Here is a 26,195-nt window from a genome sequence, read left to right as displayed (position 1 = left end):
AACCGGAGTGCAGTCGCGTCCGTTTTAGACCAATTCGAGTTGTTTCTATTTCAAAGACCAAGAAAGTCCGTCTAGCATTCAAAAAAAGTTCCGCTAACCGCCAAAATGGGCTTTTGCGATGTGTCAAGACTCGGTAATCTAACGAGGGAATACTTTTGCGATCGACGTTAATCGCAACTCCCAAGGAACTGCCCCATGCCAACTTTCAAGCGAAACTCCAAAGCACCCTTATTCCGGTTGTTGAACTATGGGCAACGATATCGATCGCAGATTTGGCAAGCGACAGTCTGTTCAATTGTGAATACGTTGATGGATCTTGCCCCTCCTGCACTCATGGGAGCCGCGATCGATGTATTGCTCAAACAGCAAAATTCTTTTTTATCTCAATTCGGCATTTCTAATGTTATACATCAGTTCTTTTTACTTGCATTGATTACTGTCCTGATTTGGGGTCTCGAATCCCTTTCAAACTATGGCTATGATCTGCTCTGGCGCAATCTAGCTCAGGATATGCAGCATGATTTGCGGTTAGATGCTTATACTCATCTACAAGAATTAGAAGCCGCCTACTTTGAAGAACAAACGACAGGTGGTTTGATCGCAATTCTCAGTGATGACATCAATCAATTAGAGCATTTTCTAAATACGATCGCGAATCACATTATTCAAATTGCGAGCGCAGTCATCATTCTGATGATCGGGGCATTTTTAGTGTTGCCTATCGAGATTGCGATCGCTTCAATGTTACCGATGCCCTTTATCCTTTTAGGTTCTTTACGTTACCAACGTTTACTAGAACCTCGTTACGATCGGGTGCGTGAGCAGGTTGGAGATCTCAATACCAGATTAGAAAATAACATTAGTGGAATTATTACGATTAAAAGCTTTACGGCTGAGCGATATGAGCGCGATCGCTTAAAAGCAGAAAGTAATGCTTATCGTCGGAGCAATGCTAAAGCAATTCGATTCTCGGCGGCATTCATTCCGCTGATTCGGATTTTGGTGTTAATTGGATTTACAACGCTACTAGTATTGGGTGGACTTGCAGCATTTTCGGGGCGACTGTCGATCGCAAGTTATAGCATTGCTCTGATTTTGGTGCAGCAATTGTTATGGTCGTTGGTAGATTTGGGTGAGATTTTTGATTCCTACCAACGCGCAATGGCATCGACAAAGCGAATTATGGATTTGTTAGATACTCCGATTCAGATCCAGTCAGGAAAAATTGCGCTAAGCCCTAAACGCAACTCCGAAGGAACCGAAACTGTTCGAGGTGAGGTGAACTTCGGATATGTCAGCTTTGCTTATCCCAGCCGTAGTCCTGTTTTAACGAATTTATCGCTGCACATTCCAGCCGGGAAAACCACGGCGATCGTGGGTGCAACAGGTTCAGGAAAAAGCACCCTGGTTAAGCTATTGCTGCGGTTTTACGAGGTCGATTCAGGCAAGATTACAATCGACAATGTTGATATCCGCGACCTAAATTTACAGGATCTGCGGCGCACCATAGGCTTAGTCAGCCAAGATGTGTTCTTGTTTCACGGCACGGTTGCAGAAAATATTGCTTATGGGACATTTGACGCAACTGAGCAAGACATCATTATGGCTGCAAAAGTAGCAGAAGCACACAAGTTTATTGAACATTTGCCAGAAGGATATCAAACAATTGTTGGAGAACGCGGGCAGAAACTATCAGGAGGTCAACGACAGCGACTTGCGATCGCCAGAGCAATTATCAAAAATCCACCAATTCTGATCTTAGACGAAGCAACTTCAGCAGTTGACAATGAGACAGAAGCGGCGATTCAGCGATCGCTCTCCCGGATTACTCAGAATCGGACGACCATTGCGATCGCGCATCGGCTTTCCACGATTCGCCAGGTCGATTGTATCTATGTTATGGAACAGGGGCAATTTGTTGAGTCAGGAACACACGAGCAGTTACTAGACCAAAACGGTATCTATGCAAATCTTTGGCGCGTTCAGGCTGGAGTATTGTAGCAAAAACTACACTTTGAAATGAGAATTCTTTTAATGATAAAGTGTTGCAATAATCAGCACAAACGTTATGATTTCCATTTCTGAGTTAGATTTGCACGACTTTCAGCAAAAAATTGATGCAAGCGTACAACTTGATCCGATGGATGCGTTGGATGTGACGTGGCACTATCCTAGCGCGATCGCCCAAGGTTATTTGCGATGGATTGATCTACGCGACGGCATGACGCTCGAAATCTGTGATATGCGTCTGAAGAAGCAGTTGCTAATCTACAGAGCCGAAACGCCAATTGATTTTGTGCAGTTTCACTTTCATCTCTGGGGCAAGCATGAAGATGGACAAACGATGATGGGAGATCGCGAGTTCAACATTAGAGGCAGCGGACTCAGGCTCAAAGATGTCTTGGATGCACCAGAGCAGCGAGCATTGGAAGTCACGCTATTTATGTCATCTGAGCTACTACGATCGTTTGTTCGAGATGAATCTGGACAATTACCAGAGATGTTTCAGCATTTGATTCGTCCGGTAGAACAACAGAGCTATGCGCGAGTGGGAAAGCTGAATCCAGCGATCGAGCGCGTGTTGTGGGAGATTTTGCGCTGTCCGTTTCAGGGATGGCACAAGCGGATGTTTCTGGAAGGGAAAGCGTTGGAGTTTGTAAGTTTAGTGCTAGAGCAGGAGCAAGCGATTCATGGAAGTTTGCCTGTGACAAAACGGATGCAGGCAGGAACGCGCGATCGACTGTATTACGCCAGAGAGTTACTGCTGCAAAACCTGCATCAACCGCTAACATTGGAGCAGTTAGCCCAACAAGCTCAACTGAATGAAAGCACGTTGAAAAAAGGCTTTAAGCAAGAGTTTGGGATGACGGTGTTTGATTATCTGTTGGAGTACCGACTAGAGCAGGCGCGGCAAATGTTGGAGCGGGGAACGATGCAGGTGTCGGAGGCGATGATGGCAGTGGGGTTGCGAAATCGGAGTTACTTTGCAACGGCATTTCGTAAGAAGTTTGGTCAGAACCCAAAACAATATCAGCAGCAATTCGACGATCTGTAATTGCTCATTGTGCTGGGTTGTGGGCTGCTAACCAATTTTCTAAGTCAGATAGCTCTGTGAAATCGAGGAGTGCTTCGCTCAGATTTTCGAGAATGGGGAGCGGAAGAGTTGAGAGGCGCGATCGCATCTCTTCAGAAAGTTCTTGTCGGAGTCGGCGGGTTAATTGGCGAGTGGTGAGGGCGATCGCTTCCAATCTCTGCCCTTGTTCCAATCCTTGCTCAAGCCCTTGTTCCCGTCCCTCTTCGCGTCCTTCTTCTAAAATCAATTGGTACGTGACAGACTCGCGCATGATATCTCTCCTAATCACTTGTGAAAGGACTGCTGCTTCAAATTTTAGCCCAGACAACACATAAGTCGCTGCCATTGCTTCATGCTGTTGGGACTCATCTTCGATGCGCTGAATTTCTCGCACGGCTCGGCGTAAGGTTTGAATGGGATTGTTGCTGCGGCTGAGTCCCACGAACGGCAACAAGCCCGGAAACGTCATTAACTCCTCAGCAGGCACTTCCCAAATCCGAATCACGTTGAATTCCGCATACATCCCCGCAATCTCGAAATAGTTCTGATACACGCGCTCTGAGTTGGTTTCTCGTAGATAGATCACGACCTGGTGAATCGTCTTGTTTGGGAATCTACGATGCAGACGCAGGCGATAATCTGCCAATCGCATTGGTACATCATCTTTCGGATCGGTTTGGAACTCGATATGAACAATTTCGTTTTGCCCTTGCAGCAGAATGACACGATCGGCTCTGATTGGCTCGATCGACAATTCAGTCGGACTCAGTTCGGTGAGCGGAACGCGATAGCCGAGCAGCCAGCTTGCAAAGTCTTCGGGAAAGATTTCAGTCAGCCGCCGACAAGTAGTATCAAAACTCATCAAATTTACGGTGCATCAGAGAATGTTCAGTTTAATCGCTTTTTTACTCCAATGAGTCAGCATTTTGGACGCAGAAATACCGTCTAGCGTTCAAAAATAATTCCGTCTCGCGTTATTTTTGCTTTTCTTGACCTCAGTAAAGTTGGTATATGTCTTGATATTAATTCTCAAGTGTGTGCAACGGTGTGAGGACGATGATGAAACTTTGGCAAGTGGGCGGATTGGCGGTGACGGTTTCGCTGGTGGGAATGTTGGTTCCTACGGAGTTGCGCTTTGCGCTAATCGCAGCAACTGGAGCGATCGCGGCAGAAGTTACCCCACAGGTATCTCGATCGCAAGAGCGCGATTCCTCTGGAAGCTTGCGGAGCAATCGACCTGCAACGACGGTGAAAGAGTGGATGGCGCAGGTGGAAGCGGCACAGGTGCAAGTGACGGGAGTGAAACTGGAACGCACCGAAGCGGGACTCGATATTGTGCTGGAAACGGCGGAGGGGAAGCCGCTCACCATTGATGCCACCAAGTTTCGCACCGAAGGGAATAGCCTGATTGCCGAGATTCCCAATGCGACGCTGGCGTTACCCCAAGGACAGCCGTTTGTAGCGGAGAACCCGACGGCAGATGTGGCGAATGTGCGGGTGGAGCAGCAGGCGGGAAATATTCGCGTCAGTGTGGCGGGAAATAATGCGCTGCCGCAGACGGAGGTGACACTGAAGGCTGGAGGACTGGCATACAGCCTTAACCCAGAAGCCGATGAGCCGGATGAGGAAATTGTGGTGACGGGAGAACGTGGTGGCTACCGCGTCCCGAATACCAGCGTGGGCACCCGCACCGACACACCTTTGCGCGACATTCCCCAAACGATTCAGGTCGTACCACAGGAGGTACTGCGCGATCAAAACGTCACCCGCTTACAAGATGCCACTCGCAATGTCGCTGGGGCGAGTCAAGGAGGCTCTTCCATCACAGATAGGGATCAACAAGTTACTTTGCGGGGCTTTGAGAGCCGGGTTCTCAGGAATGGGGTAAGAGATCAGGATCGACCTGACACCGGTGTTGATTTCGCCAACATCGAGCGAGTCGAGGTGCTCAGTGGTCCAGCTTCCGTGCTCTTCGGTCGCAACTCTCCCGGTGGCGCTGTTAACGTCGTGACCAAACAGCCCCTGCGCGATCCCTTTTATGCGGTTAATGCCACGATTGGCAGCTTTGACTTCTATCGAGGCGCGATCGATTTGTCTGGACCGTTGAACGACTCAAGGACGGTGTTGTATCGTCTCAATGTTGCCTATCAGGACAGAAATGCTTTTGTTGATCGGTTTGACGAGAGTCAGTTCTTTATTTCACCGGTCATCAGTTTGGCGCTGGGCGATCACACCCGCTTAACCTTGGAAGGCGAATACATAGACACAGCCGATTCATTTTTCTTTGGTCTGCCGATCGAAGGCACAGTGCTACCCAACCCCAATGGTCGCATCCCGCGCAATCGGAATACGGCAGAAAGTTATGTAAATAGCACCCTGAGCAGAGTTGGCTATCGGTTAGAGCATCAGTTCAGCGACAACTGGTCGATCCAAAATGTCTTTCGGGCATCGTTCTTTGAAACTGAAAGTTCATTGGTAGTCCAAAATTTGGGTATTGGACTGAATCCAGATCAGCGAACCATTAATCGGACACGGTTTGACGGCAGTGAAGACAGGCAATCCTATGGGCTACAAACCTACCTGACTGGCGAATTTTCAACCGGTTCAATTGACCATCAGCTCCTCTTTGGAGTCGATCTGAATCGACTCGACGGTGGTGGTTACACTGCCACTGCAGGGAGAGGTTTCATAGGAACTGCCTCCCCCATTGACGTGTTCAACCCCGTGTATGGGCAGCCAACCGGACCTCTTACCCTCGATTTTGATGTTGACCTTTTAACAGACTCATTAGGAGTGTATGTTCAAGACCTGGTGACGCTGGCTCCCAATCTCAAGCTGCTCCTGGGCGGGCAGTTTGATCTCTTCAGGCAAACAACCAAAGATAATCTCGCCGATACAGAATCAACCGAGTCAAGCAATGCCTTTTCCCCGCGTGTTGGTATCGTCTATCAACCCATTCCACCCATTTCGCTTTATGCCAGCTACGCTCGCTCCTTCCTCCCAAACGGTGGCACCGATTTTGAGGGGAACCAATTCCAACCAGAGCGCGGCACCCAGTATGAAGTGGGAGTCAAGGCAGATTTGAACGACCAACTATCGGCAACGCTGGCTTTTTACAACCTCACCCGCTCCAATGTTTTGACGCCTGACACCAGACCCGGTGTTCCCCCTGATCGTTTTTCGATTCAAGTGGGTGAGCAACGCAGTCGGGGGTTCGACCTGACCCTTGGAGGCGAAATCTTGCCGGGATGGAGCATCATTGTGGGCTATGCCTACATCGATGCTGAAGTCACCGCCACCAATGACAACTCAATTCCTGTGGGTAGTGGCTTGGGCAATGTACCTCAAAATTCCTTCAACCTGTGGACGAAGTATGAGTTTCAGAGCGGTGTTCTGCAAGGGTTTGGTGTGGGCGTGGGCTTGTTCTATGTGGGAGAGCGACCGGGCTTTTTCGACACCAGCTACGAGCTACCCAGCTACCTGCGGACGGATGCCGCGCTTTATTACCAGCGCGATCGGTTCCGCGCCGCCGTCAATTTCAGAAATCTGTTCAATATCACCTATTTTGAAAGTTCCTATGGTAGGGGGAGTATTTTTTACGGTGAACCTTTTGCGGTGCAGGGCACGATTTCGTGGCAGTTTTGATCCCCTCGATCCCCCTAAATCCCCCTTAAAAAGGGGGACTTTGAAGCCGCTCCAGTCCCCCCCTTTTCAAGGGGGGCTAGGGGGGATCTCAAGGGGGTTAGGGGGGATCAACCCCTCCAGACTCCCACACACACCCTCAAACTGCGTCATCACTTCCTCATTCGTAAACCGAATCACCGTTAATCCATATCCTGTCAAAACTTGTGTTCGTTCCCAATCGTATTGTTTTCCATCTTCAGTAAAATGACTGTCTCCATCCACCTCAATTACCAATTTCAATGCAGCACAGTAAAAATCCACAATAAAATGAGCGATCGGTCTTTGCCGCAAGACTCGAAAAGGAAATGTTCTGAGATAGTCTCGCCATAGTTTCTGTTCAGCAGGCGTTGGGTTTTGCCGGAGTTCTTTTGCTCTAGAAACCAGTTTTGAATTGTAGGGTAGGTGAAAGTTTGTGTTGATAAAACTGTTGTGGTCAGGCATGAGATCCCCCCTAGCCCCCCTTGAGAAAGGGGGGAACCGGACTCAAAGTCCCCCTTTTTTCTAGCGAAGCGGCGCGATAGCGCGGGGATTTAGGGGGATCTTTCAGGGTTTTGTGCAAGGAACTGAGATGTGTATACACGGTAGCTTAAAAAGGGGGGATTAAAGCATTGCTCAGGAAAGTATGCCCACTATGGCGGGGTTTGTGGCAATGGTTTTCATTATTGGTTCTGGCTACCATTATGGTCTCAGCCTGTAGTAGCACTGTTGTCGAGCGTAGCAAAATGCCAACTCCCTGCCGAGTCGTACAGCACGTTAGGGGAGAAACTTGCATCCCTCTGCATCCACAACGAATTGTCGCTATGTCTTACAATAGCCTTGCTGATATACTTGCCTTGAATAGCAAACCTGTCGCGGCGTTCATAGATGGAGGCTATGAAGCATTTGACTACCTTGCAGACAAAACAGATGGGGTTGAGATGATGTACGGCTCACAGCCCAATTTGGAACGAATTGTATTACTCAAGCCTGACCTAATTATTGTTGTTTCTGATGGAGCATTTCAAGGAATCTATAACCAGTTGTCACAAATCGCTCCTACAGTCGTTCTGCCTTGGATGGAAACCATAGGTGATTGGAAACAGCACCTTCAAGATGTTGCAGGGGTGCTTGAAAAAACAAAATTAGCCACTCAACTGCTAGACGACTATGACCGTCGGATTCAACACTTAAAGCAAGCATTGAGCATAAAATCTGCGGCAGATCAAAAAGGCGCAGCTTCTTCAAAGGAGAATCGCCAACAACCTATTCAGATATCATTTGCCAGTGTTATGAGGGGTCAACTCTACTACGACGGCAAAGATTTTGCCGATCGAATTTTGGACGAGCTAGGGTTATTAGCACCGAGATCTGTAACATCTGGCATTCTTTCTGAAGAAACTTTGCCAGAAATTGATGGCGATATTCTTTTTATTGCTACATACACTGAGAATGACCGCTCTCTTCTAGAGCAACTTCAACAGAGACCCCTATGGTCTCAAGTCAAGGCAGTACAGCAAAACCAAGTGTATCTGGTAAATCTCAACCTCTGGCATGGATACAACATTCTTGCAGCTCATGCAGTGCTAGATGAAATCGAGAAGTACTTAGTCAACACTCCCTAAACTTATGTCCAAACATAAACTATTTGTTTGCCAATCCTGCCATCACTCCTCCAAAGATCGCCCCAAAGAACAACCCACCCATGGCACCTGCCTGCTCGAACATCTCAATACGCTAACTACAGAACAACCTAACAAGTTTGAAATTCAGCCTGTTGGTTGTTTATGGACATGCGACAAACCCTGTGCCGTTGCCTTCTCTGCACCTCACAAACCGACTTATCTATTCACCAATTTGCCAACCGATGAACCTGCCGCTGCTCTCCTTCAATTTGGTAAACTCTACCGCGATCGCACTACAGGCGACATTCCGTGGAAGCAGTTTCCTGAAGTATTGCAATCTGCCAGCATTGCTAAAATTCCGGCAGTAGGTGAATGAGTGGATGAGAGAAGAGCGATCGAAGATTGTGACAGGTGGAGGAGGGCGATCTGTGGTAGCTAAACACCATTGTCAATCATGAAGGATGTTTGCTGGATAGCGACTCCAGGTTCTCATCGCGTTAAAATCGAAAAAAAGGTTGCTGAGTAACCGAGCGGGAAGCAATGATCGACGCAGAAATTCTCGAAAAACTACAAACGGCATCGATTGAGGAGCGAATTAACTTAATTGAAACGATTTTGCGATCGCTAAAGCAAGATATACAACCCAATGCTGCTCCTCAATCTGGATCTCACGCTCCACGCCCTACGTTTGGATTTATGAAAGACACAGGTGAAATTCTAGGCGATGTCATTACACCCGCTCTGCCTGAAAATACCTGGGAAGCACTTCAGTGAAACTCCTCCTTGATACGCATATCTGGCTTTGGTACGCCCTCGGCGATTCCCAACTTTCAGAAAACCTGCAAGCTGCTATCGCCTCTAACACTACAGAACTTTGGCTCAGTCCAATTAGTATCTGGGAAGTCTTGCTGCTAGTAGAGAAAAGACGTATTTCTCTGCAAGTTGATCCCACCAATTGGATTAACCAATCTCTAAAATCATTAGCAATTCGTGAAGCGCCTTTGAATCATCAAATTGCAATTCTAAGTCGTCAAATCAAGCTTCCGCATCAAGATCCAGCCGATCGCTTTATTGCTGCTACCGCAATTCACTATCAACTCCAATTAGCTACAGTTGATGCACGCCTCGTAGCGGCTACTTGGCTGCCGACAGTTAGCTGAAGTTGTCAAATTAAAAAATTCCTATTCAACAATTCTGTTACTTCCCAATTCCTGATGCTGTTTGGATGACCTGGAAAAATACCTGGTTGAGGGGAAGGGGGAGTAGAGGAGTGGATGGGTGATGGGGTGATGGCGTGGTAAATTCTTAAATCATTTCGACCAATCTTCAGCCTGTAATTCACTAATCTGATCAAAATCTGACAAATTTCGAGTCAAAACCATTACTCGAACAACTCCATACATTCTGCGTTGAGCAATGTGCAGGCTGCGCGATGGGATGGATGGGGCGATCGCTACTCCTGATTGGCTAACCAAGCCTGCAAATCGTCCAAACTCGTGAAATCCAGCAATGCTTCACCTAAATCTTCTAACTGTTCCAAAGACAAAGCCTCGACCTGCGATCGCACCTCCTGAGACAATTCTCCCACTCGTCGCGTTAAGAGGCGTAAGATCAGCGATCGTTGTCCCTCTTCTCGTCCCTCCTCTCGTCCTTCCTCCTTAATATCGCGATATAGCCGCGTTTCCTTCAGTGTGATATCCAACATTGCCTCCACCTCAACTCGACTTAGCTGCTCAAACCGATACGCCACGATCGTCGTAATCATCTCCATTATTGCACCCCTACCCGCTGGCGTGTCCTCACTCCGACTACGGCTCAACAAATACCGGGCTTCCTCCACCACTTGGTCTTCTGGCACCATCGTCAACCGCATCACCGCCACCCACACTGGCACCGCACGAATCTCACCCAACTCATCCAAATACACTCGATAAATTCGATGACTCTCCAACAACTCTCGATAAGGATGCGATTGACTCTGCTCGACACGACGCGAGGGATAAATGATCACCACTTGCCAATCATGGAAGCGGACACGATTGCGATAAAAATACAACAACGACTCTGCCACGACCCGTTCATAAAGCTGCTGATCTTTTTGAAACTGCACTTCACAAAAATAAACCACACCAACCTCATCTTCCGGTGGCACAAACACGCCATCAATTTCAAACCTTGGCTCTTTGACGGCAACCGAATCAAAGCGATAAGCCGTAGCATTCGCAGGTGGATCAGGCAGCAATTCAAACAACAGCAGGGGCGATTGTGCAAACAATTTGTAGAAAATCGAATCCCGTCGCATAGAGTCCCTGATGCATCGTTGACCAACCTCTATTATTCCCTAACCCCATGTCCAAGCCCACCTCGACCTCTGCCAATCCTGCCACCATTCCTCCGACGATCGCCCCAAAGAACAATCTGCCGATGGCACCCGCCTACTCGAACATCTCAATACACTAACTACAGAACAACCTAACAAGTTTGAAATTCAACCCGTCGGCTGCCTGTGGACATGCGACAAATCCTGCGCCGTTGCTTTTTCTGCCCCTCACAAACCAACTTATCTACTCACCAATTTGCCAACCGATGAACCTGCCGCTGCTCTCCTTCAATTTGGCAAACTCTACCTCGATCGCACTACAGGCGACATTCCATGGAAACAATTTCCTGAAGTATTGCAGTCAGTGAGTATTGCCAAGATTCCGGCAGTAGGGGGAGTGGAGAGTGGGGAGTAGAGGGGTGAGGGGGTGAAGGTTAGGGATTTAAGCTTCTTCCAATGGTCTCAAAATCTGCACCTCAGCCCCCACCGCCTCAGCACTCTCAACCAAACCCTCATCGGCTGTCACCAATGGAATATTGTGAGCCACCGCGATCGCTAAATGCAGTCCGTCTAACGTCCTCAAAGGAGTATTGAATTGATGAATCCAATCTCGTGCCATTGTGTAGTGAATCGGCTCCAAAGCAAGCTGAGTGTAGAATCCAGCTTCCAGATCAGCCTGGAACTGTTGCACGATTACCCTTGCTTCTCCTTGAGCCACTTCTCCCATTCTCACTCGACGGGATAAGGCTGAAACAAACTCCACCTCAACCAATTGACTGATAGCTAGCTCCGCATCTTTACTGCTTAGTAATTCCTCAACAGCATCACTTAACGTTTCCGCCCAATACAACGGAGCCAGCACACTGGTATCCAGGTAGATCAATCTCGTTCTCCTTGGCGTGCTGTAATAATGGTTGTACTTAAAGGTTCACCCTTTACCTGCAATGAGTTTCGGAGTTTTCGATTTCGAGCTAACCAGTGACTACGAGTTTGGGCAGGCACTAAACGAGCAATCGCTTGATTTTGCTGAACAATAATAATTTCTTCCCCTTTGGCAACCTGCTCCAGAAGGGTTAGTAGGTTAACAGCTAGTTCATCAACGCTAACTTCTAACATACTCATGACCAAAAGAAATTCTATTCTAACGCGCTAAACCAGGTTTCTAAGGTCTGAGTGCGATCGCCACCAGCTTCAGGTATCTGTTGCCACTTTATTTCCAGAATAATGAATGCCGTCTTTGATGACCTCGAAAAATACCTCGTCAACACACCTTAAACTCATGCCTAAACCCACCCTCTTCATCTGCCAATCCTGCCACTCCAAGCCCGTTGACGAAGCTTCTGCATTGCAGAAGCGCCCCATCCAACTGATTGTTCTCTCCCAGCAAAACCCTTCGGTTAACTTAGTTTGGGCGATCGATCTGTTGCTGAAGTTGCTGCACTGCCTGAACAGAAAGCTTCGTTGCACGGCTGATGATGTCGATCGAAAAGCCTTCTCTTAGGGGATGGGGGAGAAGGCGAGAGGTTAGCGATCGCGGTTATTCACCAACATCTTTTAACATTTGCTCATACAAAGCTTGATCAACCCAAAATCCAGCTTGCTGCACTAAATCATCCAAAATTGGCTTCACCCTTGAGATTAGCCCCAGCACCTTAGCCGTTCTTAAGATCCCTAAAATGCCTGTAATGTTTAACCCATGTTGCGTAGCAACTAAACGCCCTAACCGCTCATCAATCAACAACCGATCCGCTTTCAGTTGCAGCGCCAGCGCGATCGCTTCTGCTTCACCATCATCTAGCTCATTTTTCAGAGTATCAATCAACAAAACATCGGTTGGTATTTGCACAGATATCCAGGTTGCCGATATGTAAATGGTCAGATCAATGCCAAAGGTTTGCAGGGCACGAACTTCCTGATCGACCGTCGGTGGAATCACTACTTGCTGATAAATGTGCTGAAGCAGTTCTAACTGTCCCACAATCAACAAATTACTAATTGGAGAAGTATTGCTGACAATGATCATCGCCAACCATGCTGACGCAAACTTGCAACATCTGCCTCATACTCCTCTAACCCGTAATGAATCGGGATTTTTCGACTCGCCAACAATTTTTGCAACTCAAACGGGTGCATTTTGGCAATTTGTGCCGCTTTGCCCAACGTTATCCGTTCTTGTTGAAATAACAAAACCGCGATCTCACGCAGTAACTCAGCCTGAGTCAACTCAGCAGACTGAGCAATCCTATCTGGAATATCGATCGTGACTATCATAATCTCTCCTACTAAGTACCCAAAAACTGCCTCATTCCATGTGGTTCCTTAAAATCTTCCAACGGCTCGTCAAAGTCATCAGATAGGGTAATCAAACCTTTAGCAACGAATACTTTCTTATTTTATCTGACCCCGCAAGGCTGGAGAGGAGGAAGGCAGTAAAGAACGTCCGTCGATCGCTCGAAAAAGTCCGTCTAGAGGTCACGGCGATCGTCCAGATTCTCTAAAACACACCCATTATTAGCGTTAAAATGCTGAACTCATGCCGAGCCATATTCTTTTCGTCTGCCAATCCTGCCACCATTCCTCCGAAGATCGCCCCAAAGAACAACCCACTAATAGCACCCGCCTACTCGAACATCTCAACACTCTAACTACAGAGCAACCTAACAAATTTGAAACTCAGCCCGTCGGTTGCCTGTGGACCTGCGACAAACCCTGTGCCGTTGCTATAGCAAAGCAGACGATATGGGCGATCGGGCTATGCAAATGATGCAAAGATTATTGCCACAAAGTAATTGGAAGATGTTCACCAAACAGCACAAAGTCACCATCTGTCGTCAAAATGCCGTAACCACGACGGTGATCTCAGAATTTGGGGTGACTCCTCCAGGATTCGATTTCGTCGCAGAGCTAACGACCAGACAGAAGTATCAACAACAACCTTCATGCTTGCCGCCGTTGTTGCTTATAGTCATGGTCTGGATCGTAGTCGATCGTGCCAAAAAGTTCCAAAACTTTCAATTGTTTACGCCGCTGAATATACTCCTGCAAAGCTGCTTCAATAACTATCTTCTCTGTTTGATGTTCGCCCAAAGTCAACGCTTCTTGGATCAACGTCGGATCAATTTCAATATTAGTTTTCATCGGTCTGCCCCTCCAACATTGACACTATCAAACTGGGTGATTCTTACTATTGTATAGCTCTGCAAATCGATGCTCAGCGATCGCCGCTATCAAGCTCAGAGAGAACACACCACTTGAGAACTATGAAACAAAACTCTGCTCGCACCTATCCACCCCTCTGGCGGCTACTGCGCTATGGCAAACCCTATCGAGTGCAAATTGTAAGCGCGATCGCGAAGTAAGTTGCAGACTATATCTGAACCGTATCAACAGTAATTTCAGTCACTCTACTCAACTGTGTATCATTACTCAACAGCACCGAATTTGTTGACAAAGCTGAGGCACAAACCATTGCATCAGGTAACTTTAATCGATACTTCTTACGCAGCGCGATCGTATAATTTTTTACAGTTTCATCAATGCCAATCACCGTAATTTGAGATAAAAACTGCTGCACTTTGAATGACCTACCGAAACCATTCAACGATTTGTTTAACCAAAAACTGAGTAGCGACCGCTCTACACTATGCCGATCGCGAAATCACGATCGCACTCCCTCAGCAGCGGCGATCGCGAATCCTTAAGCCATTTGCAAAACCGAGACTTATGGTATGCTTTGGGAAGTTTTAATAAGAACTATTCTCAGTAAAAATTCAGAGCATTATGACCATTTCGGTATCTGAGCGGGATTGGGCAGAGTGGAAGGAAGAACGATCGCACTTGATTGAATATCCTAATCCGGATGATCCAGACAATGTGCGGATGCCTCAACCGACTTGGCTGGCGTAAGGGTATAGCCGAGAGATTGCCCTGCGCGAAGTGATATTAACTTATTAGCTTGTTAATGCAATTATTCGCAGTAATCTATTCCTCTGGACATTAGCGTTATGACCATGACGATTTCGGAGCAAGCATTCAATGATCTCTGCCAGGAGGTGGAAGCCACTGCTCAGGCAGACCCCAACGATCCGCTGGATGTGACCTATGCGTATCCTGCCACCTTGGGGCAGGGAGTGACTCGCGTGATTCAACTGCGATCGGGATTGGGAATTGAAATCTTTCAGGGACGCATCTATCAGCACCATCGAGTGCAGTATTCTGAAGATCCTGGCTGGCTGGAGTATCACTTCCATCTGCTGGGACAACACATCGACACACACACGATGGTAGGGGATAAAGAATATGCCCTCTACGGCAGTGGGTCAGCGCCGCGAGAAATTCGTGATGCTCCCGAACAGCAGGCACTGGAAGTTCAAATATATCTACAACCGGAAGCTTTGCAGGGCTTTGTGAGTAATAGGTCCGGGCAACTTCCCTCATCCTTGCAGCATTTAATTCGTCCCGTGTCTCAGGAGATTTATACTCGTGTGGCGAAGCTGACTCCAGGCATGGAAAGCATTTTGTGGCAGATTGTGCGCTGTGGGCATCAGGGCGTATTGAAGCGGTTGTATTTGGAGGGGAAGGCGCTGGAGTTGATGAGTTTGGTGCTGGAGCAGGAAAGCGAAATTCAAACGGGACAACGAGCCGTTAAATCTCTCAATGCAGGGACGCTGGAGCGGATTCACTACGCCAAAACGTTGCTGCTGCTGGATGTGCAGGCACCTCCATCGCTGCCCGAACTGGCACGACAGGCGAAATTGAATGAATATACGCTCAAGCGTGGGTTTAAGCAGGTATTTGGCACCCCGGTTTTTGTGTATCTGCACCAGTATCGTCTGGAGCAAGCGCGACATCTGCTGGAACAGGGACACCTATCTGTATCAGAGGTGATGACGGCAGTGGGCTTGAGCGATCGCCAGTATTTTGCTGCCTCGTTTCGCAAAAAGTTTGGTTTCTCGCCCCGCGAGTATCTGATGCAATATCGTTCCTGTTGACCCACCAAACTAGTTCCCGCTCACCCACCATCCCCTCTATGCCAATCGCTACTCCTTCGCTATAGTCCTCCTATTGCGAGTTTTTCTAGATTGGATGTGAGACGAATGAAGCGGAATTCTTATTCGGTGGCGTTGCTGTTGAGTGTATCGGCGATCGTGGGGTTGGCGTTGCCGTCAGGGGCAGAGGAGCGATCGCCCCTAGCTTCACGGAGATCCCCCCTAGCCCCCGCGCTACGCGCCGCTGACGCTAGAGAAAAAGGGGGAACCGAACCCGCGCTCAAAGTCCCCCTTTTGAAGGGGGATTTAGGGGGATCAACGTCTAGGGCACAGCCAACTATCTCTCGCGTTCGTGACCTCAAACAACAACATCGTCCTGCCACGACCGTCAAAGACTGGGTTGCCCAGATGGAAGCGGCACAGGTGCAGGTGACAGGGGTGAAACTCGATCGCACCGAAACCGGACTCGATATCGTGCTGGAGACGGCGGAGGGCAAACCGCTGACGATTGATGCTACGAAGTTTCGCACGGAAGGAAATAGCCTGATTGCGGAGATTCCCAATGCGGTGCTGGCGTTGCCCCAGGGACAACCGTTTGTGACGGATAACCCGACGGCAGATGTGGCGAATGTGCGGGTGGAGCAGCAGGCGGGCAATATTCGCGTCAGTGTGGCGGGAAATAATGCGCTGCCGCAGACGGAGGTGACGCTGAAGGCTGGAGGACTGGCATACAGCCTTAACCCGGAAGCCGATGAACCGGATGAGGAAATTGTGGTGACGGGGGAACGGGATGGCTACCGTGTCCCGAACACCAGTGTAGGAACCCGCACCGACACCCCCCTACGCGACATTCCCCAGTCAATTCAGGTCATCCCCCAGGAGGTATTACGGGATCAAAACGTCACCAACCTGAATGAAGCCCTCAGAAACGTAAGTGGGGTAGCTCCAGGGGGTCCTTCAAGAATTAATGCTAACGATTTTATTATTCGAGGTTTTGTTACCAATGCTCGCCAGGGCAATAATTTTCTCAGGAATGGGATTAGAGAGACTGGAGATGTGTTTACAGAGATCGCTCCTGACATCGAGAGAATCGAAGTTCTCTTAGGTCCGGCTTCCGTTCTTTACGGTAGAGCTAATCCAGGTGGAACCATCAACTTGGTGACAAAGCAACCGCTGCGCGATCCCTTCTATGCTCTTGATGCCACCATTGGCAACTACGACTTCTATCGGGGGGCTATTGATCTATCTGGACCTTTAAACGACTCTAGAACAGTTTTGTATCGATTGAATGCAGACTACCGGGATAGAAGGAGTTTCATCGATTTTTTTGAAAGTCGTCAATTCTCTATTGCACCTGTCGTGAGTTTGGCAATTGGGGAGCAAACCCGCTTGACTGTGGAAGGTGAGTATACAGACAGAAGTAATATCTTAGACTTTGGTCTACCAGCGGTCGGTACGGTGTTACCTAATCCTAATGGTCGCATACCTCGTAACCGTCTGACTTCAGAGCCTGATAGTGCTGTCAATAGCACGCTTGGGAGAGTGGGCTATCGGCTGGAGCATCAGTTCAGCGACAACTGGTCGTTACAAAATGCATTTCAGTGGAGAACCTTAAGTATTGCAACTACAGACAGATTTTATCTTGGCGCTAGTCTTGCTTCTGATAATCGAACCTTGAATCGTAATAATTTCACTAGTGATAATAATACAGATGTCTATGACCTAAACATCAATTTGACTGGCAGATTTTCAACGGGTTCAATTGACCATCAGTTGGTCTTTGGAGTTGATCTGGGTAGATTAGATGCCAGGTTCAATGTTTTGAGTGGATCTGCTGCACCTCTAGATCTGTTCAGCCCTGTGTATGGGAGACCTGCTGGATCCCTTACTCCCAGTTTTGTTCAAAATAATTTAATAGACACGCTGGGGATTTATGTTCAAAATCAGGTGACGCTGGCAGAGAATCTGAAGTTATTACTGGGTGGACGGTTTGATCTATTTGAGCAAACTAGTCGAAGTTTTGTAACAGATACCAGAACTAGTCAATCAGGAGATGCCTTCAGTCCGCGTGTCGGCATTGTCTATCAGCCTATTGAACCTATTTCCTTCTATGCCAGCTACAGTGGCTCATTTACTCCGGCTACTGGCACCGCCTTTGATGGTAGCGTTTTTCAACCAGAGCGCGGTACTCAGTACGAAGTGGGAGTGAAAGCTGATTTGAATGATCGGCTTTCAGCGACTCTTGCTTTGTATGATTTAACCCGCTCCAATGTGTTGACGGCGGACAATCGACCCGGCGTACCCCCTGGTTTTTCAATTCAGACGGGAGAGCAGCGCAGTCGCGGTGTTGAACTTAGCGTTCAAGGTGAGATCCTACCCGGATGGAACATTATTGCAGGCTATGCCTACACCAATGCTGAAATCACCAGAGACAACACGCTGACCGTAGGCAATCTATTGAACAACGTTCCTGAAAATTCCTTTAACCTGTGGACAAGCTATGAAATTCAGCAGGGTCCCTGGCAAGGCTTTGGCGTTGGCGCAGGCTTATTTTTTGTGGGAGAGCGCCAGGGTGATTTGATTAATAGCTTTCAACTTCCCAGCTATCTGCGAACGGATGCCGCCATTTTCTACAACCGCAATCGGTTTCGCGTCGGACTCAATTTCAGAAATCTGTTTAATATAGATTACTTTGAAACTTCCTTCAGTCGGTTGCGCGTTTTCCCTGGAGAACCCTTCACAGTGCAAGGCACCATTTCATGGCAATTCTGAACCCATTTCAACCATTTCCTGAGCAAGAAGAAAATTCTGAAGCTTCTCCAGTTCTTGTCTTTAGCAAGGGTAGATTGAGGAAGGTAAAGCTGCTCTTGCTATCACTACTTATAACTACGACGATCTTAGGATGTCATAGTATGACCATTCATAAAACTTTCACACCCAAAACATCTCAAGTCGATTGCCAAATAGTGGAACATGCAATGGGAAAAAGCTGCATCTCCAATAATCCCAAAAGAATTGTTACAGTTCAGAGTCCTTTTCTAGGTCATTTGTTTGCCCTAGATATTAAGCCAATTGGTAGCACGTCTCAACTAGGAGTAGAACAGGAAGAATTGACAGCAAAATATTTAAGTAACAAGACTTTTTTAGGTAATAAAACAGTAGGAATAGAACATATAGGTAGAACTCGATCACCTAACCTAGAAAAACTATTACAACTCAAGCCCGATTTAATCTTAGCGTGGGATCAAGCCAGCACAATTTATCCCTTGCTTTCTCAAATCAGTCCTACAGTAGTGGTGTCATCGAGCTACATTACGCCAAATTGGAAAGAAAATTTTAACTTCATTGCTAAAGTATTAAAGAAAGAAGCAGCAGCGCAACAAGCTTTGAATCATTATTACCAACGGATCGAAAAACTGAAGATAGCTTTGGGCGATCGCTACAAAGGTAAAACTATTTCTGTTGGTGGTGGCTCCAACCTTATGTTTACCTATGCAAAGAACTCATTCATTGGTACCATTCTTGATGACATTGGGCTACAACGCCCCAACCCACAGAATGTGATTACACGCAATGGTGGAATTTACAATATTTCTGAGGAAAAATTAGAAGAGGTCGATGGCGATGTTTTCTTCTTTTTGGGGTTTTCTAATGGAGATAAGGAAGCCTTTGAAAAGCTGCAACAGAAACCTCTTTGGAAAAAGCTCAAACTTGCTCAACAAAGACAGGTTTATTTTGTTGATGGCTTCACATGGGTTGGGGGGAATTTGCTGGCTGCGGATGCTGTTTTGGATGACCTGGAAAAATACCTCGTCAACACACCCTAATCCCATGCCAAACCCCACTCTCTTTGTTTGCAAATCCTGCCACCATTCCTCCGAAGATCGCCCCAAAGATCAACCCACCGATGGCGATCGCCTACTCAAACAACTCAACACGCTAACTACAGAACAACCTAACAAGTTTGAAATTCAGCCTGTTGGTTGTTTATGGACTTGCGACAAACCCTGTGCCGTTGCTTTTTCTGCCCCTCACAAACCGACTTATCTATTCACCAACTTGCCAACCGATGAACCTGCCGCTGCTCTCCTTCAATTTGGCAAACTCTACCTCGATCGCACTACAGGCGACATTCCGTGGAAGCAGTTTCCTGAAGTATTGCAATCCGCCAGCATTGCCAAGATTCCGACAGTGGGTGGATGAGAGGAGGAGCGTCGTGTCTATGAACGATCGTTTTCAGTCATCGGGTGTACCTCTAGCCAAGCTTCCAAATCAACCAAACTTGTAAAGTCCAGTAAAGCTTCGCTGAGATCTTCTAACAGGGGTAAGGGTAAAACAGAGAGGCGCAATTTCATCTCTTCAGATAATTCTTGCCCCAGTCGGCGGGTTAGCTGTCGGGTAATGAGCGCGATCGCTTCTTGTCCGCGTACCTCTTCTCTGCCCTCTTCCTTGGCTTCCCGAATGGCTCGTGGTTCTTGCGTCAAATCTAATCCCAGCATTCTTCTAATCTCCAATCGACTTAAGTTCTTCAGCTTATAAACCAGAATCGAGGTCACAATGTCTATTATGTCGCGTTTCTCTTCGGGTGTTAACGCCGCTTGCTCAGTTCGTGCGATCAAATCTCTCGCAGCTTCCGGGGCTTCCGCTTCATTCACGATTGTCAATACCATCGCACCAACCGTCACGGGCAAGTCTCTCACCTCTCCCAACTCATCCAAATACACCCGATGCACTTGCTCCCCATCGAGAAAGGTGCGATGGGGATACAGGTCGCTTTGTTCCAGACCCCGTGATGGATAAATAATCACCGCTTGCCAGTCATTAAAACGGTCTCGATTGCGGTAGAAATACAATGTCGATTCAGCTAGCAGTCGTTCATAAAGCCGTTCATCCTTCTGCATTTGAATTTCGCAAAAGTAGACTGCGCCAATCTGATTTTCTGGTGGTAGGAACACTCCATCAATTTCAAATTTTGGTTCTTTCACTGCAACTGAGTCAAAGCGATAGTCAGATGCGTTATCCGGTTTAGTCTCAATCAAGTCAAACAAGAGTTCAGGAGACTGTTGAAACAATTTGTAAAAGAGTGGATCACGGCGCATTGTTTGCAGCGAAAAGCAACACGTTCAAGTGTACTTCAAACCCGCGATCGCTCTAATCACAGCAGCGATCGAGCTTCAACAATAGCGGGCGATCGCGGTTTAGAACCAGGGAAGCGATCGCATTTCTCGCTCAGCGATCGCCGCTATCAAGCTCAGAGAGAACACACCACTTGAGAACTATGAAACAAAACTCTGCTCGCACCTATCCACCCCTCTGGCGACTACTCCGCTATGCCAAACCCTATCGGGTACAAGTCTGGGCGGCAGTCGTCTGCTCTATCCTTCGCACCCTGCTTGACCTCGCACCCCCCTATCTCATCGGCGTTGCCATCGATGTTGTGGTTGAGCGAGAAGCCTCATTGCTCGCTCGATTGGGCATTCAAGATCCGCTGACCCAGTTGCTCGTGCTGTCCATTTTGACCATCACCGTCTGGGGTTTAGAATCCCTCAGTCAGTTCACAGCCGACAAGCTGTGGCAAAATCTGGCACAGACCTTGCAGCACGAACTGCGCGTCGATACCTACAACCATCTGCAAGAACTCGACCTGGCTTACTTTGAAGACCACAGTACAGGAACGTTGTTGTCGATTCTCAATGACGACATTAACCAGCTTGAGCGCTTCCTCAACTTTGGTGCCAAGTTTTTGATCGACTTTTTTACACGAGTATCTGCTATTGGTATCACCTTTATGCTGCTAGCTCCTGGCGTTGCCTGGTTAGCAATGGTGCCCATTCCCTTCATTTTGTGGGGCACCTTTGCCTTTCAGTCTCGCTTAGCTCCTCGCTACGATGCGGTGCGCGATCAAGCAGGGCTGATTAGCGATCGCCTCGCCAACAACCTCTCTGGTATTGCCACGATCAAGAGTTTTACGGCTGAAGCTTACGAAAGCGATCGCGTCTACGCCGAAAGTGAAGCCTATCGCCGCAGCAATGGACAGGCGATCGCGATCAGCGTTGCCTTTCAGCCCTTGCTGCGGGTCTTTATCCTATCGGGATTCGTGATAACCCTGTATTTCGGCGGGCGAGAAGTTCTTCAGGGTCAGCTTAGCGTCGGCATTTACGGTTTTATGGTGTTCATTGTGCAAAATTTGCTGTGGCCCTTCACCGAACTGAGCGAAATCATGGATGAGTATCAGCGAGCGATGGCTTCTGTTCGTCGTGTCATGGGATTACTGGATACTCCGATCGCTGTTCCTCATGGTGGTCAATCGCTACCGCTCGGAATGGTACGTGGTGAAGTGCAATTTAACGACATCACGTTTGCCTACAATGGTCGTAATAATATTCTCAACCATCTCTCTCTTCATGTTCCTGCTGGAAGCACGATCGGCATTGTGGGTGCAACAGGTTCAGGCAAGAGTACGCTCATTAAGCTTTTACTGCGCTTTTATGACGTGCAAAATGGGTGCATTTTAATTGACGGCATTAATATCCGAGAGCTTCACTTATCCGACTTGCGACAGTACATCGGCTGGGTGAGTCAGGATGTATTTCTGTTTCACGGTACGGTGGCTGAAAATATTCGCTACGGCAGTTTTGATGCTACCCGTGACCAGATCATTCAGGCGGCAAAATTAGCCGAAGCCCATGAGTTTATCGAGCAGTTACCACAGGGCTATGACACCATTGTGGGAGAGCGCGGACAAAAACTTTCGGGTGGACAACGGCAGCGGTTAGCGATCGCTCGTGCCATCCTCAAAGACCCGCCCATTCTGATTCTCGATGAAGCCACTTCAGCCGTAGACAATGAAACCGAAGCAGCAATTCAAAGATCCCTGGTTAAGATTACGCAAAATCGGACGACTATTGCGATCGCCCATCGGCTCTCAACAATCCGCCATGCCGATTGTATCTATGTGATGGAACATGAGCAATTTGTCGAGTCAGGAACTCATGAGCAATTGCTGGTTAAGAATGGGACTTATGCCAAACTCTGGCGGGTACAGTCGGGAATTCTCTAGCGCGATCGTGGCAAGCTATTAAAAGTCATTATCAATAAGGCATACCCTCCTTGGCGAAGCAGACGGCTTCATAGCGTCCTGAGTGTGCGCGATCGCTCCGTGGGGTTGTTTAACTCAGCACCTCTACGCCCTTGCGCGCCTTAATTTCAAGATAGATCAGCAGAGCATTGATATCCGCAGGATTGACACCGCCGATGCGGGTTGCTTGACCGATCGTTAGCGGTCTTACGATCGACAGTTTCTCTCTCGCTTCTTTTGAGAGCGTCTCGATCGCAGCGTAGTCTAAATCTTCTGAGAGCTTACGGTGGGCTTGACGGCTGACCAATTCGATCTGATGCTGTTGCCGTTGAATATAACCAGCATATTTGATATCAATTTCTGCGCCTTCTTTTTCAGCGCGATCGCACGTCCCGTTTCCTAAGCCATAGCGCTCCAAATCAACATAATGAAATCCGGGGCGACGCAAAAGTTCGGCTAAGGTGATGGAGCCTTTGATCGCTTGGTTTGTATCTGCTGCGATCGCTTTTCCGCTATCGTCGTGTTCTTTCACGCGGGTCTCGTGCAATCGCTCTTTTTCGGCGGCAATCGCTTCCTGTTTGTGAGAAAACCATTGCCAGCGCCGATCATCAATCAAGCCAATTTCGCGCCCCAAGGGGGTAAGACGCTGATCAGCATTATCGGAGCGCAAAATCAGGCGATACTCTGATCGGGACGTAAGGACGCGGTACGGTTCGCGTAGATCTTTGGTGCAGAGATCGTCAATCAGCGTGCCGATGTAGCTGTGTTCACGGGGAAACACAATCGGTTCTTGGTGACGACAGAATCGCGCCGCGTTGATTCCGGCAACCAGCCCCTGAGCGGCAGCTTCTTCATACCCTGTGGTGCCGTTGATTTGCCCCGCGCAAAACAAACCTTCGATTTTTTTGGTCATCAGCGTGGGATAACACTGCGTCGCGGGTAGGTAGTCGTACTCTACTGCATAGGCAGGACGCAGCATCGTACAGTGTTCGAGACCTGGGAGCGATCGCAGCATTTGTAGCTGGATCGATTCGGGCAATCCGGTTGAGAAGCCCTGAATGTATAGCTCTGGAGTGGTTCGTCCTTCTGGCTCAATGAAAATCTGATGGCTTTCTTTGTCGGCAAAACGCACAATTTTATCTTCGATGCTGGGGCAGTAGCGCGGGCCTTTGGCATCGACCCATCCACCATAGACAGGAGACAGGTGAAGATGGTCTCGAATAATTTGGTGGGTTTGGGCGGTGGTTCGGGTGAGGTGGCAGGGCAGTTGCTCCCGTTCGACCCATGCCTCCGGGTCAAAGCTAAACCAGCGCAGGTCGGGGTCTCCCGGTTGAGGTTCGAGTCTATTGAAATCAACCGATCGGCGATCGACGCGGGCGGGCGTTCCGGTTTTCAGGCGTCCGGTTTCAAAGCCGAGCCGATTTAGCGTTTCAGTCAAGCCCACGGCGGCAAATTCTCCGGCGCGCCCTGCTGCCATTGAGGTGTTGCCAACCCAGATTTTGCCGCCGAGAAAAGTTCCGGTGGTCAGCACCACAGCGTTGCACTGGAACGCAACGCCGAAATAAGTTTGCACCCCGATCACCTCGTCGTTTGCGCCCAAGATCAAATCTGTCGCCATGCCTTCGCGGATGGTGAGATGCTCCTGATTTTCAACGATTGTTTTCATCAAGGTGGCATATTCACGCTTATCGGTTTGCGCTCGTAATGCCCACACTGCGGGACCTCGTGACGCATTGAGTACCCGTTTCTGCAAATACGTCTGGTCGGCGACCTTGCCGATTTCGCCTCCGATCGCATCGGTTTCATGCACAAGCTGCGATTTTGCCGGACCTCCGACCGCCGGATTGCACGGCTGCCATGCGATTTTATCGAGGTTGAGCGTTAGCAAAAGCGTGCGGCAACCCAAACGGGCAGTGGCTAACGCGGCTTCACAGCCAGCATGTCCGGCTCCGACTACGACAACATCAAAAGCATCCAGAAAATCTACAGACGGATTCATAGCAACAGGCATATCAGGGCTATCGGGCACACGCTATCTGAACAATGCTCCCCAAACGGAGCGAGTCAAGACCCCATTTTCCATTCCGTCTTCCGCAGGGGCAAGAGCGCTGAAGGGAGGGGGAGGGGGAGGGGTGAGGGGTTTCAAGAATGAGGGGTTCCAAAAATATGGCGTCAGTCCTGACCTTTATTCTAATAGGTCTGAGAGTTGGGTCTGATACCAAATTAATCTGTAAATGCTACAGACGTGTGACCTCCCCCAACCCCTTGGTCAGGAGGGGAGCCGGAAAGTCCCTCTTGACCAAGAGGGGATGCCGTAGGCAGGGGGGCGAGGATCTGTCGCAGTAGAAAAATCAATTGGGTCTGAGAATTAGATCTAACAAAGTAGTCCTGGCGTTGGGGATACTTTACCGCACGTTCAACAGTTTATGGGTTTGCAGGCTGATCCGCCATTGGGGATGCTGCAACACATACTCAAAAATTTGGGGAATACTCTGGCTTTCCCATTCTGCTTGAAGGTAGCGCAGGGCAGAAAGAGACACCTGCTGTGACTGCTGCTCTGCCCAGGCAAAATCGTCTGCTATGGCAATTACCACCTTAAGTTCGTTGACGTGGGCATAAACGCTGTTGTGGGGCGGTTTAAAGGGCTTGGGCGAAAGCGTCACCCAGTCAAACATGCCGCTAAAGGGATGCGCCCCCGATGTTTCTAAATGAACGCGCAGTCCTGCGGCGTGAAGGGCGTCGGTAAGCGGAGCAAGATCATGCATCAACGGTTCGCCCCCGGTAATCACTACGATCGCAGGATTGGCAGCTTTGGCGGTGGTGGCGAGAGATGCGATCGCACGCATTGGGTGCCGTTTTGGGTTCCAAGAGTGTTTAGTATCACAAAACCAGCAACCCACATCACAGCCACCTAAGCGAATGAAAAAGGCATTGGTGCCCGTCCAAGCGCCTTCTCCTTGAACCGAGTGAAAGGTCTCGACGATGGGCAGATCTAACGGGGTGAGGGCAGGCAAATCTTGCATCAGACATGGGTTAATCATCTTCATACTCCGCCCAAGAATTAGGATTTTCTGACACAGCCACCTTCAACTTCACTCCATCCGGCAAGCTCTTCTTCGTCTTGTCATAAATGTACTTGGCGATCATTTCTGCGGTCGTTTCATATCCTTCCGGCAACACTTCATTCAAGATGCAGTGATCGAGTCCGCCTTTGAAGACATCTTTTTTCGCCCATTTCAATGTTCTAAAATCTGCCACCATAACGGGATGGGGGCAAAATTCAGAGGCGTGAAGCTGATGAGAGGTTGCTTCTAGCTTCACTGTGTAGGTATGACCATGCATCCGTCCGCACGGACCGTTGTAGTCGCGAATCTGATGAGCCGCGTTGAAGGTAAATTCGGTGCTAAGTTTCCAAGTTGGCATAAGTGTTGTTGCGGGCGGTAGAGGGTGA

At 48.5% G+C, this 26,195-nt stretch carries 29 protein-coding genes and 1 pseudogene; 17 read left to right on the top strand and 13 right to left on the bottom strand.

The genetic code is table 11. The annotated features are described in order from the left end of the window. Positions 1 to 195 precede the first annotated feature (195 nt). Together GS601_RS09240 and GS601_RS09235 are read left to right on the top strand one after the other, a co-directional pair. Entirely contained in the window at positions 196 to 2,001 is a 1,806-nt protein-coding gene (locus tag GS601_RS09240) for an ABC transporter ATP-binding protein (RefSeq protein WP_162422974.1), read from the top strand. A 67-nt stretch (positions 2,002 to 2,068) separates the two neighbouring features. Further along, positions 2,069 to 3,055, top strand: a complete 987-nt coding sequence (locus GS601_RS09235; RefSeq protein ID WP_162422973.1) for a helix-turn-helix transcriptional regulator — start codon at positions 2,069 to 2,071, stop codon at positions 3,053 to 3,055. 4 nt (positions 3,056 to 3,059) lie between these two features. Here GS601_RS09235 and GS601_RS09230 read toward each other — a convergent pair whose 3' ends face one another. Further along, positions 3,060 to 3,935, bottom strand: a complete 876-nt coding sequence (locus GS601_RS09230; protein WP_162422972.1) for a DUF4351 domain-containing protein — start codon at positions 3,933 to 3,935, stop codon at positions 3,060 to 3,062. Between the two features lie 194 nt (positions 3,936 to 4,129). Between GS601_RS09230 and GS601_RS09225 the strand changes: the two genes are divergently transcribed. Beyond that, the gene (locus GS601_RS09225; protein WP_202924976.1) at positions 4,130 to 6,718 is read left to right on the top strand and encodes a TonB-dependent siderophore receptor; all 2,589 of its coding nucleotides are present in this window, start codon (positions 4,130 to 4,132) and stop codon (positions 6,716 to 6,718) included. 66 nt (positions 6,719 to 6,784) lie between these two features. Here GS601_RS09225 and GS601_RS09220 read toward each other — a convergent pair whose 3' ends face one another. Next, positions 6,785 to 7,198: an endonuclease domain-containing protein gene (locus tag GS601_RS09220; protein ID WP_162422971.1), complete on the bottom strand. Its 414-nt coding sequence runs from the start codon at positions 7,196 to 7,198 to the stop codon at positions 6,785 to 6,787. A 200-nt stretch (positions 7,199 to 7,398) separates the two neighbouring features. Here GS601_RS09220 and GS601_RS09215 point away from each other — a divergent pair, with 200 nt between their 5' ends. The 4 genes from GS601_RS09215 (at position 7,399) to GS601_RS09200 (ending at position 9,518) form a co-directional block, all read left to right on the top strand. Continuing rightward, complete coding sequence (locus GS601_RS09215; RefSeq protein ID WP_202924975.1) at positions 7,399 to 8,358, top strand: ABC transporter substrate-binding protein; 960 nt, start codon at positions 7,399 to 7,401, stop codon at positions 8,356 to 8,358. 4 nt (positions 8,359 to 8,362) lie between these two features. Beyond that, a complete protein-coding gene (locus GS601_RS09210; protein WP_162422970.1) occupies positions 8,363 to 8,734 on the top strand; it encodes a DUF1636 family protein in 372 nt (123 codons plus the stop codon). A 164-nt stretch (positions 8,735 to 8,898) separates the two neighbouring features. Next, complete coding sequence (locus tag GS601_RS09205) at positions 8,899 to 9,132, top strand: hypothetical protein (RefSeq protein WP_162422969.1); 234 nt, start codon at positions 8,899 to 8,901, stop codon at positions 9,130 to 9,132. Next, a complete protein-coding gene (locus tag GS601_RS09200) occupies positions 9,129 to 9,518 on the top strand; it encodes a PIN domain-containing protein (protein ID WP_162422968.1) in 390 nt (129 codons plus the stop codon). Before GS601_RS09205 ends, GS601_RS09200 begins: the two co-directional genes overlap by 4 nt. Positions 9,519 to 9,811: 293 nt before the next feature. Here the strand turns inward: GS601_RS09200 and GS601_RS09195 are convergent, their stop codons facing one another. Beyond that, entirely contained in the window at positions 9,812 to 10,660 is an 849-nt protein-coding gene (locus tag GS601_RS09195) for an Rpn family recombination-promoting nuclease/putative transposase (RefSeq protein WP_162422967.1), read from the bottom strand. Between the two features lie 127 nt (positions 10,661 to 10,787). Between GS601_RS09195 and GS601_RS09190 the strand changes: the two are divergent. Beyond that, positions 10,788 to 11,093 (top strand): annotated as a pseudogene (locus tag GS601_RS09190) (DUF1636 domain-containing protein); the annotation flags it as partial. Between the two features lie 27 nt (positions 11,094 to 11,120). On the opposite strand, the gene GS601_RS09185 reads toward GS601_RS09190, so the two are convergent. Together GS601_RS09185 and GS601_RS09180 are read right to left on the bottom strand one after the other, a co-directional pair. Then, positions 11,121 to 11,561, bottom strand: a complete 441-nt coding sequence (locus tag GS601_RS09185) for a type II toxin-antitoxin system VapC family toxin (RefSeq protein WP_162422966.1) — start codon at positions 11,559 to 11,561, stop codon at positions 11,121 to 11,123. Then, positions 11,558 to 11,800: a type II toxin-antitoxin system Phd/YefM family antitoxin gene (locus GS601_RS09180; RefSeq protein ID WP_202924974.1), complete on the bottom strand. Its 243-nt coding sequence runs from the start codon at positions 11,798 to 11,800 to the stop codon at positions 11,558 to 11,560. Before GS601_RS09180 ends, GS601_RS09185 begins: the two co-directional genes overlap by 4 nt. Before the next feature lie 157 nt (positions 11,801 to 11,957). Here GS601_RS09180 and GS601_RS09175 point away from each other — a divergent pair, with 157 nt between their 5' ends. Then, on the top strand, positions 11,958 to 12,179 hold the full coding sequence (locus tag GS601_RS09175; protein WP_162422965.1) for a hypothetical protein: 222 nt from the start codon (positions 11,958 to 11,960) through the stop codon (positions 12,177 to 12,179). A gap of 36 nt (positions 12,180 to 12,215) precedes the next feature. Here GS601_RS09175 and GS601_RS09170 read toward each other — a convergent pair whose 3' ends face one another. Both GS601_RS09170 and GS601_RS09165 read right to left on the bottom strand, forming a co-directional pair. Then, complete coding sequence (locus GS601_RS09170; protein ID WP_162422964.1) at positions 12,216 to 12,701, bottom strand: PIN domain-containing protein; 486 nt, start codon at positions 12,699 to 12,701, stop codon at positions 12,216 to 12,218. Beyond that, a complete protein-coding gene (locus GS601_RS09165) occupies positions 12,698 to 12,949 on the bottom strand; it encodes a UPF0175 family protein (protein WP_162422963.1) in 252 nt (83 codons plus the stop codon). Before GS601_RS09165 ends, GS601_RS09170 begins: the two co-directional genes overlap by 4 nt. Before the next feature lie 262 nt (positions 12,950 to 13,211). Between GS601_RS09165 and GS601_RS23915 the strand changes: the two genes are divergently transcribed. Then, positions 13,212 to 13,442, top strand: coding sequence for a DUF1636 family protein (locus tag GS601_RS23915; protein ID WP_162422962.1), 231 nt, complete (start codon positions 13,212 to 13,214; stop codon positions 13,440 to 13,442). A 173-nt stretch (positions 13,443 to 13,615) separates the two neighbouring features. Here the strand turns inward: GS601_RS23915 and GS601_RS09155 are convergent, their stop codons facing one another. Beyond that, a complete protein-coding gene (locus GS601_RS09155) occupies positions 13,616 to 13,816 on the bottom strand; it encodes a type II toxin-antitoxin system VapB family antitoxin (protein ID WP_162422961.1) in 201 nt (66 codons plus the stop codon). 229 nt (positions 13,817 to 14,045) lie between these two features. After that, positions 14,046 to 14,279 (bottom strand): PIN domain-containing protein, encoded by a 234-nt coding sequence (locus tag GS601_RS23910; RefSeq protein WP_420800303.1) that lies wholly within the window; start codon positions 14,277 to 14,279, stop codon positions 14,046 to 14,048. A 179-nt stretch (positions 14,280 to 14,458) separates the two neighbouring features. On the opposite strand from GS601_RS23910, the gene GS601_RS23575 reads away from it, so the two are divergent. The 5 genes from GS601_RS23575 (at position 14,459) to GS601_RS09130 (ending at position 19,869) form a co-directional block, all read left to right on the top strand. Then, positions 14,459 to 14,584 (top strand): hypothetical protein, encoded by a 126-nt coding sequence (locus tag GS601_RS23575; RefSeq protein WP_274381963.1) that lies wholly within the window; start codon positions 14,459 to 14,461, stop codon positions 14,582 to 14,584. Between the two features lie 98 nt (positions 14,585 to 14,682). Beyond that, a complete protein-coding gene (locus tag GS601_RS09145) occupies positions 14,683 to 15,669 on the top strand; it encodes a helix-turn-helix domain-containing protein (RefSeq protein WP_162422959.1) in 987 nt (328 codons plus the stop codon). 105 nt (positions 15,670 to 15,774) lie between these two features. Continuing rightward, complete coding sequence (locus GS601_RS09140) at positions 15,775 to 18,438, top strand: TonB-dependent siderophore receptor (RefSeq protein ID WP_162422958.1); 2,664 nt, start codon at positions 15,775 to 15,777, stop codon at positions 18,436 to 18,438. A 140-nt stretch (positions 18,439 to 18,578) separates the two neighbouring features. Then, entirely contained in the window at positions 18,579 to 19,493 is a 915-nt protein-coding gene (locus tag GS601_RS09135) for an iron-siderophore ABC transporter substrate-binding protein (protein ID WP_238393170.1), read from the top strand. A gap of 4 nt (positions 19,494 to 19,497) precedes the next feature. Beyond that, positions 19,498 to 19,869 carry a DUF1636 family protein gene (locus GS601_RS09130; protein WP_162422957.1) on the top strand — a complete coding sequence of 124 codons (372 nt, stop codon included), beginning with the start codon at positions 19,498 to 19,500 and terminating at the stop codon, positions 19,867 to 19,869. A 17-nt stretch (positions 19,870 to 19,886) separates the two neighbouring features. Here the strand turns inward: GS601_RS09130 and GS601_RS09125 are convergent, their stop codons facing one another. Then, positions 19,887 to 20,765, bottom strand: coding sequence for an Rpn family recombination-promoting nuclease/putative transposase (locus GS601_RS09125; protein ID WP_162422956.1), 879 nt, complete (start codon positions 20,763 to 20,765; stop codon positions 19,887 to 19,889). On the opposite strand from GS601_RS09125, the gene GS601_RS09120 reads away from it, so the two are divergent. Both GS601_RS09120 and GS601_RS09115 read left to right on the top strand, forming a co-directional pair. Further along, positions 20,730 to 20,939, top strand: a complete 210-nt coding sequence (locus tag GS601_RS09120; RefSeq protein WP_162422828.1) for a hypothetical protein — start codon at positions 20,730 to 20,732, stop codon at positions 20,937 to 20,939. The genes GS601_RS09125 and GS601_RS09120 overlap by 36 nt on opposite strands. Positions 20,940 to 20,944: 5 nt before the next feature. Then, entirely contained in the window at positions 20,945 to 22,726 is a 1,782-nt protein-coding gene (locus tag GS601_RS09115; RefSeq protein ID WP_162422955.1) for an ABC transporter ATP-binding protein, read from the top strand. A 109-nt stretch (positions 22,727 to 22,835) separates the two neighbouring features. On the opposite strand, the gene mnmG is transcribed toward GS601_RS09115, so the two are convergent. From mnmG to GS601_RS09100, 3 genes are all read right to left on the bottom strand, one after another. After that, complete coding sequence (gene mnmG / locus GS601_RS09110; RefSeq protein WP_162422954.1) at positions 22,836 to 24,743, bottom strand: tRNA uridine-5-carboxymethylaminomethyl(34) synthesis enzyme MnmG; 1,908 nt, start codon at positions 24,741 to 24,743, stop codon at positions 22,836 to 22,838. A 406-nt stretch (positions 24,744 to 25,149) separates the two neighbouring features. Further along, positions 25,150 to 25,785 carry a 7-carboxy-7-deazaguanine synthase QueE gene (locus tag GS601_RS09105; RefSeq protein ID WP_238393169.1) on the bottom strand — a complete coding sequence of 212 codons (636 nt, stop codon included), beginning with the start codon at positions 25,783 to 25,785 and terminating at the stop codon, positions 25,150 to 25,152. Further along, positions 25,778 to 26,167 (bottom strand): 6-pyruvoyl trahydropterin synthase family protein, encoded by a 390-nt coding sequence (locus GS601_RS09100; protein WP_162422953.1) that lies wholly within the window; start codon positions 26,165 to 26,167, stop codon positions 25,778 to 25,780. The genes GS601_RS09105 and GS601_RS09100 overlap by 8 nt, the downstream gene beginning before the upstream one ends. Between the last annotated feature and the right edge of the window lie 28 nt (positions 26,168 to 26,195).

It is taken from the genome of Myxacorys almedinensis A, assembly GCF_010091945.1.
Classification (GTDB): domain Bacteria; phylum Cyanobacteriota; class Cyanobacteriia; order Leptolyngbyales; family Leptolyngbyaceae; genus Myxacorys; species Myxacorys almedinensis.
This window is presented reverse-complemented; position numbering and strand designations above follow the sequence as displayed.

What these genes read in the sequence shown, in the direction of transcription:
- GS601_RS09240 (WP_162422974.1), top strand. Translation starts at nt 196, where the DNA reads ATGCCAACTTTCAAGCGAAACTCCAAAGCACCCTTATTCCGGTTGTTG.
- GS601_RS09235 (WP_162422973.1), top strand. Translation starts at nt 2,069, where the DNA reads ATGATTTCCATTTCTGAGTTAGATTTGCACGACTTTCAGCAAAAAATT.
- GS601_RS09230 (WP_162422972.1), bottom strand. Translation starts at nt 3,935, where the DNA reads ATGAGTTTTGATACTACTTGTCGGCGGCTGACTGAAATCTTTCCCGAA.
- GS601_RS09225 (WP_202924976.1), top strand. Translation starts at nt 4,130, where the DNA reads ATGATGAAACTTTGGCAAGTGGGCGGATTGGCGGTGACGGTTTCGCTG.
- GS601_RS09220 (WP_162422971.1), bottom strand. Translation starts at nt 7,198, where the DNA reads ATGCCTGACCACAACAGTTTTATCAACACAAACTTTCACCTACCCTAC.
- GS601_RS09210 (WP_162422970.1), top strand. Translation starts at nt 8,363, where the DNA reads ATGTCCAAACATAAACTATTTGTTTGCCAATCCTGCCATCACTCCTCC.
- GS601_RS09205 (WP_162422969.1), top strand. Translation starts at nt 8,899, where the DNA reads ATGATCGACGCAGAAATTCTCGAAAAACTACAAACGGCATCGATTGAG.
- GS601_RS09195 (WP_162422967.1), bottom strand. Translation starts at nt 10,660, where the DNA reads ATGCGACGGGATTCGATTTTCTACAAATTGTTTGCACAATCGCCCCTG.
- GS601_RS09180 (WP_202924974.1), bottom strand. Translation starts at nt 11,800, where the DNA reads ATGAGTATGTTAGAAGTTAGCGTTGATGAACTAGCTGTTAACCTACTA.
- GS601_RS09175 (WP_162422965.1), top strand. Translation starts at nt 11,958, where the DNA reads ATGCCTAAACCCACCCTCTTCATCTGCCAATCCTGCCACTCCAAGCCC.
- GS601_RS09170 (WP_162422964.1), bottom strand. Translation starts at nt 12,701, where the DNA reads ATGATCATTGTCAGCAATACTTCTCCAATTAGTAATTTGTTGATTGTG.
- GS601_RS09165 (WP_162422963.1), bottom strand. Translation starts at nt 12,949, where the DNA reads ATGATAGTCACGATCGATATTCCAGATAGGATTGCTCAGTCTGCTGAG.
- GS601_RS23915 (WP_162422962.1), top strand. Translation starts at nt 13,212, where the DNA reads ATGCCGAGCCATATTCTTTTCGTCTGCCAATCCTGCCACCATTCCTCC.
- GS601_RS09155 (WP_162422961.1), bottom strand. Translation starts at nt 13,816, where the DNA reads ATGAAAACTAATATTGAAATTGATCCGACGTTGATCCAAGAAGCGTTG.
- GS601_RS23575 (WP_274381963.1), top strand. Translation starts at nt 14,459, where the DNA reads ATGACCATTTCGGTATCTGAGCGGGATTGGGCAGAGTGGAAGGAAGAA.
- GS601_RS09145 (WP_162422959.1), top strand. Translation starts at nt 14,683, where the DNA reads ATGACCATGACGATTTCGGAGCAAGCATTCAATGATCTCTGCCAGGAG.
- GS601_RS09140 (WP_162422958.1), top strand. Translation starts at nt 15,775, where the DNA reads ATGAAGCGGAATTCTTATTCGGTGGCGTTGCTGTTGAGTGTATCGGCG.
- GS601_RS09135 (WP_238393170.1), top strand. Translation starts at nt 18,579, where the DNA reads ATGACCATTCATAAAACTTTCACACCCAAAACATCTCAAGTCGATTGC.
- GS601_RS09130 (WP_162422957.1), top strand. Translation starts at nt 19,498, where the DNA reads ATGCCAAACCCCACTCTCTTTGTTTGCAAATCCTGCCACCATTCCTCC.
- GS601_RS09125 (WP_162422956.1), bottom strand. Translation starts at nt 20,765, where the DNA reads ATGCGCCGTGATCCACTCTTTTACAAATTGTTTCAACAGTCTCCTGAA.
- GS601_RS09115 (WP_162422955.1), top strand. Translation starts at nt 20,945, where the DNA reads ATGAAACAAAACTCTGCTCGCACCTATCCACCCCTCTGGCGACTACTC.
- mnmG (WP_162422954.1), bottom strand. Translation starts at nt 24,743, where the DNA reads ATGAATCCGTCTGTAGATTTTCTGGATGCTTTTGATGTTGTCGTAGTC.
- GS601_RS09105 (WP_238393169.1), bottom strand. Translation starts at nt 25,785, where the DNA reads ATGATTAACCCATGTCTGATGCAAGATTTGCCTGCCCTCACCCCGTTA.
- GS601_RS09100 (WP_162422953.1), bottom strand. Translation starts at nt 26,167, where the DNA reads ATGCCAACTTGGAAACTTAGCACCGAATTTACCTTCAACGCGGCTCAT.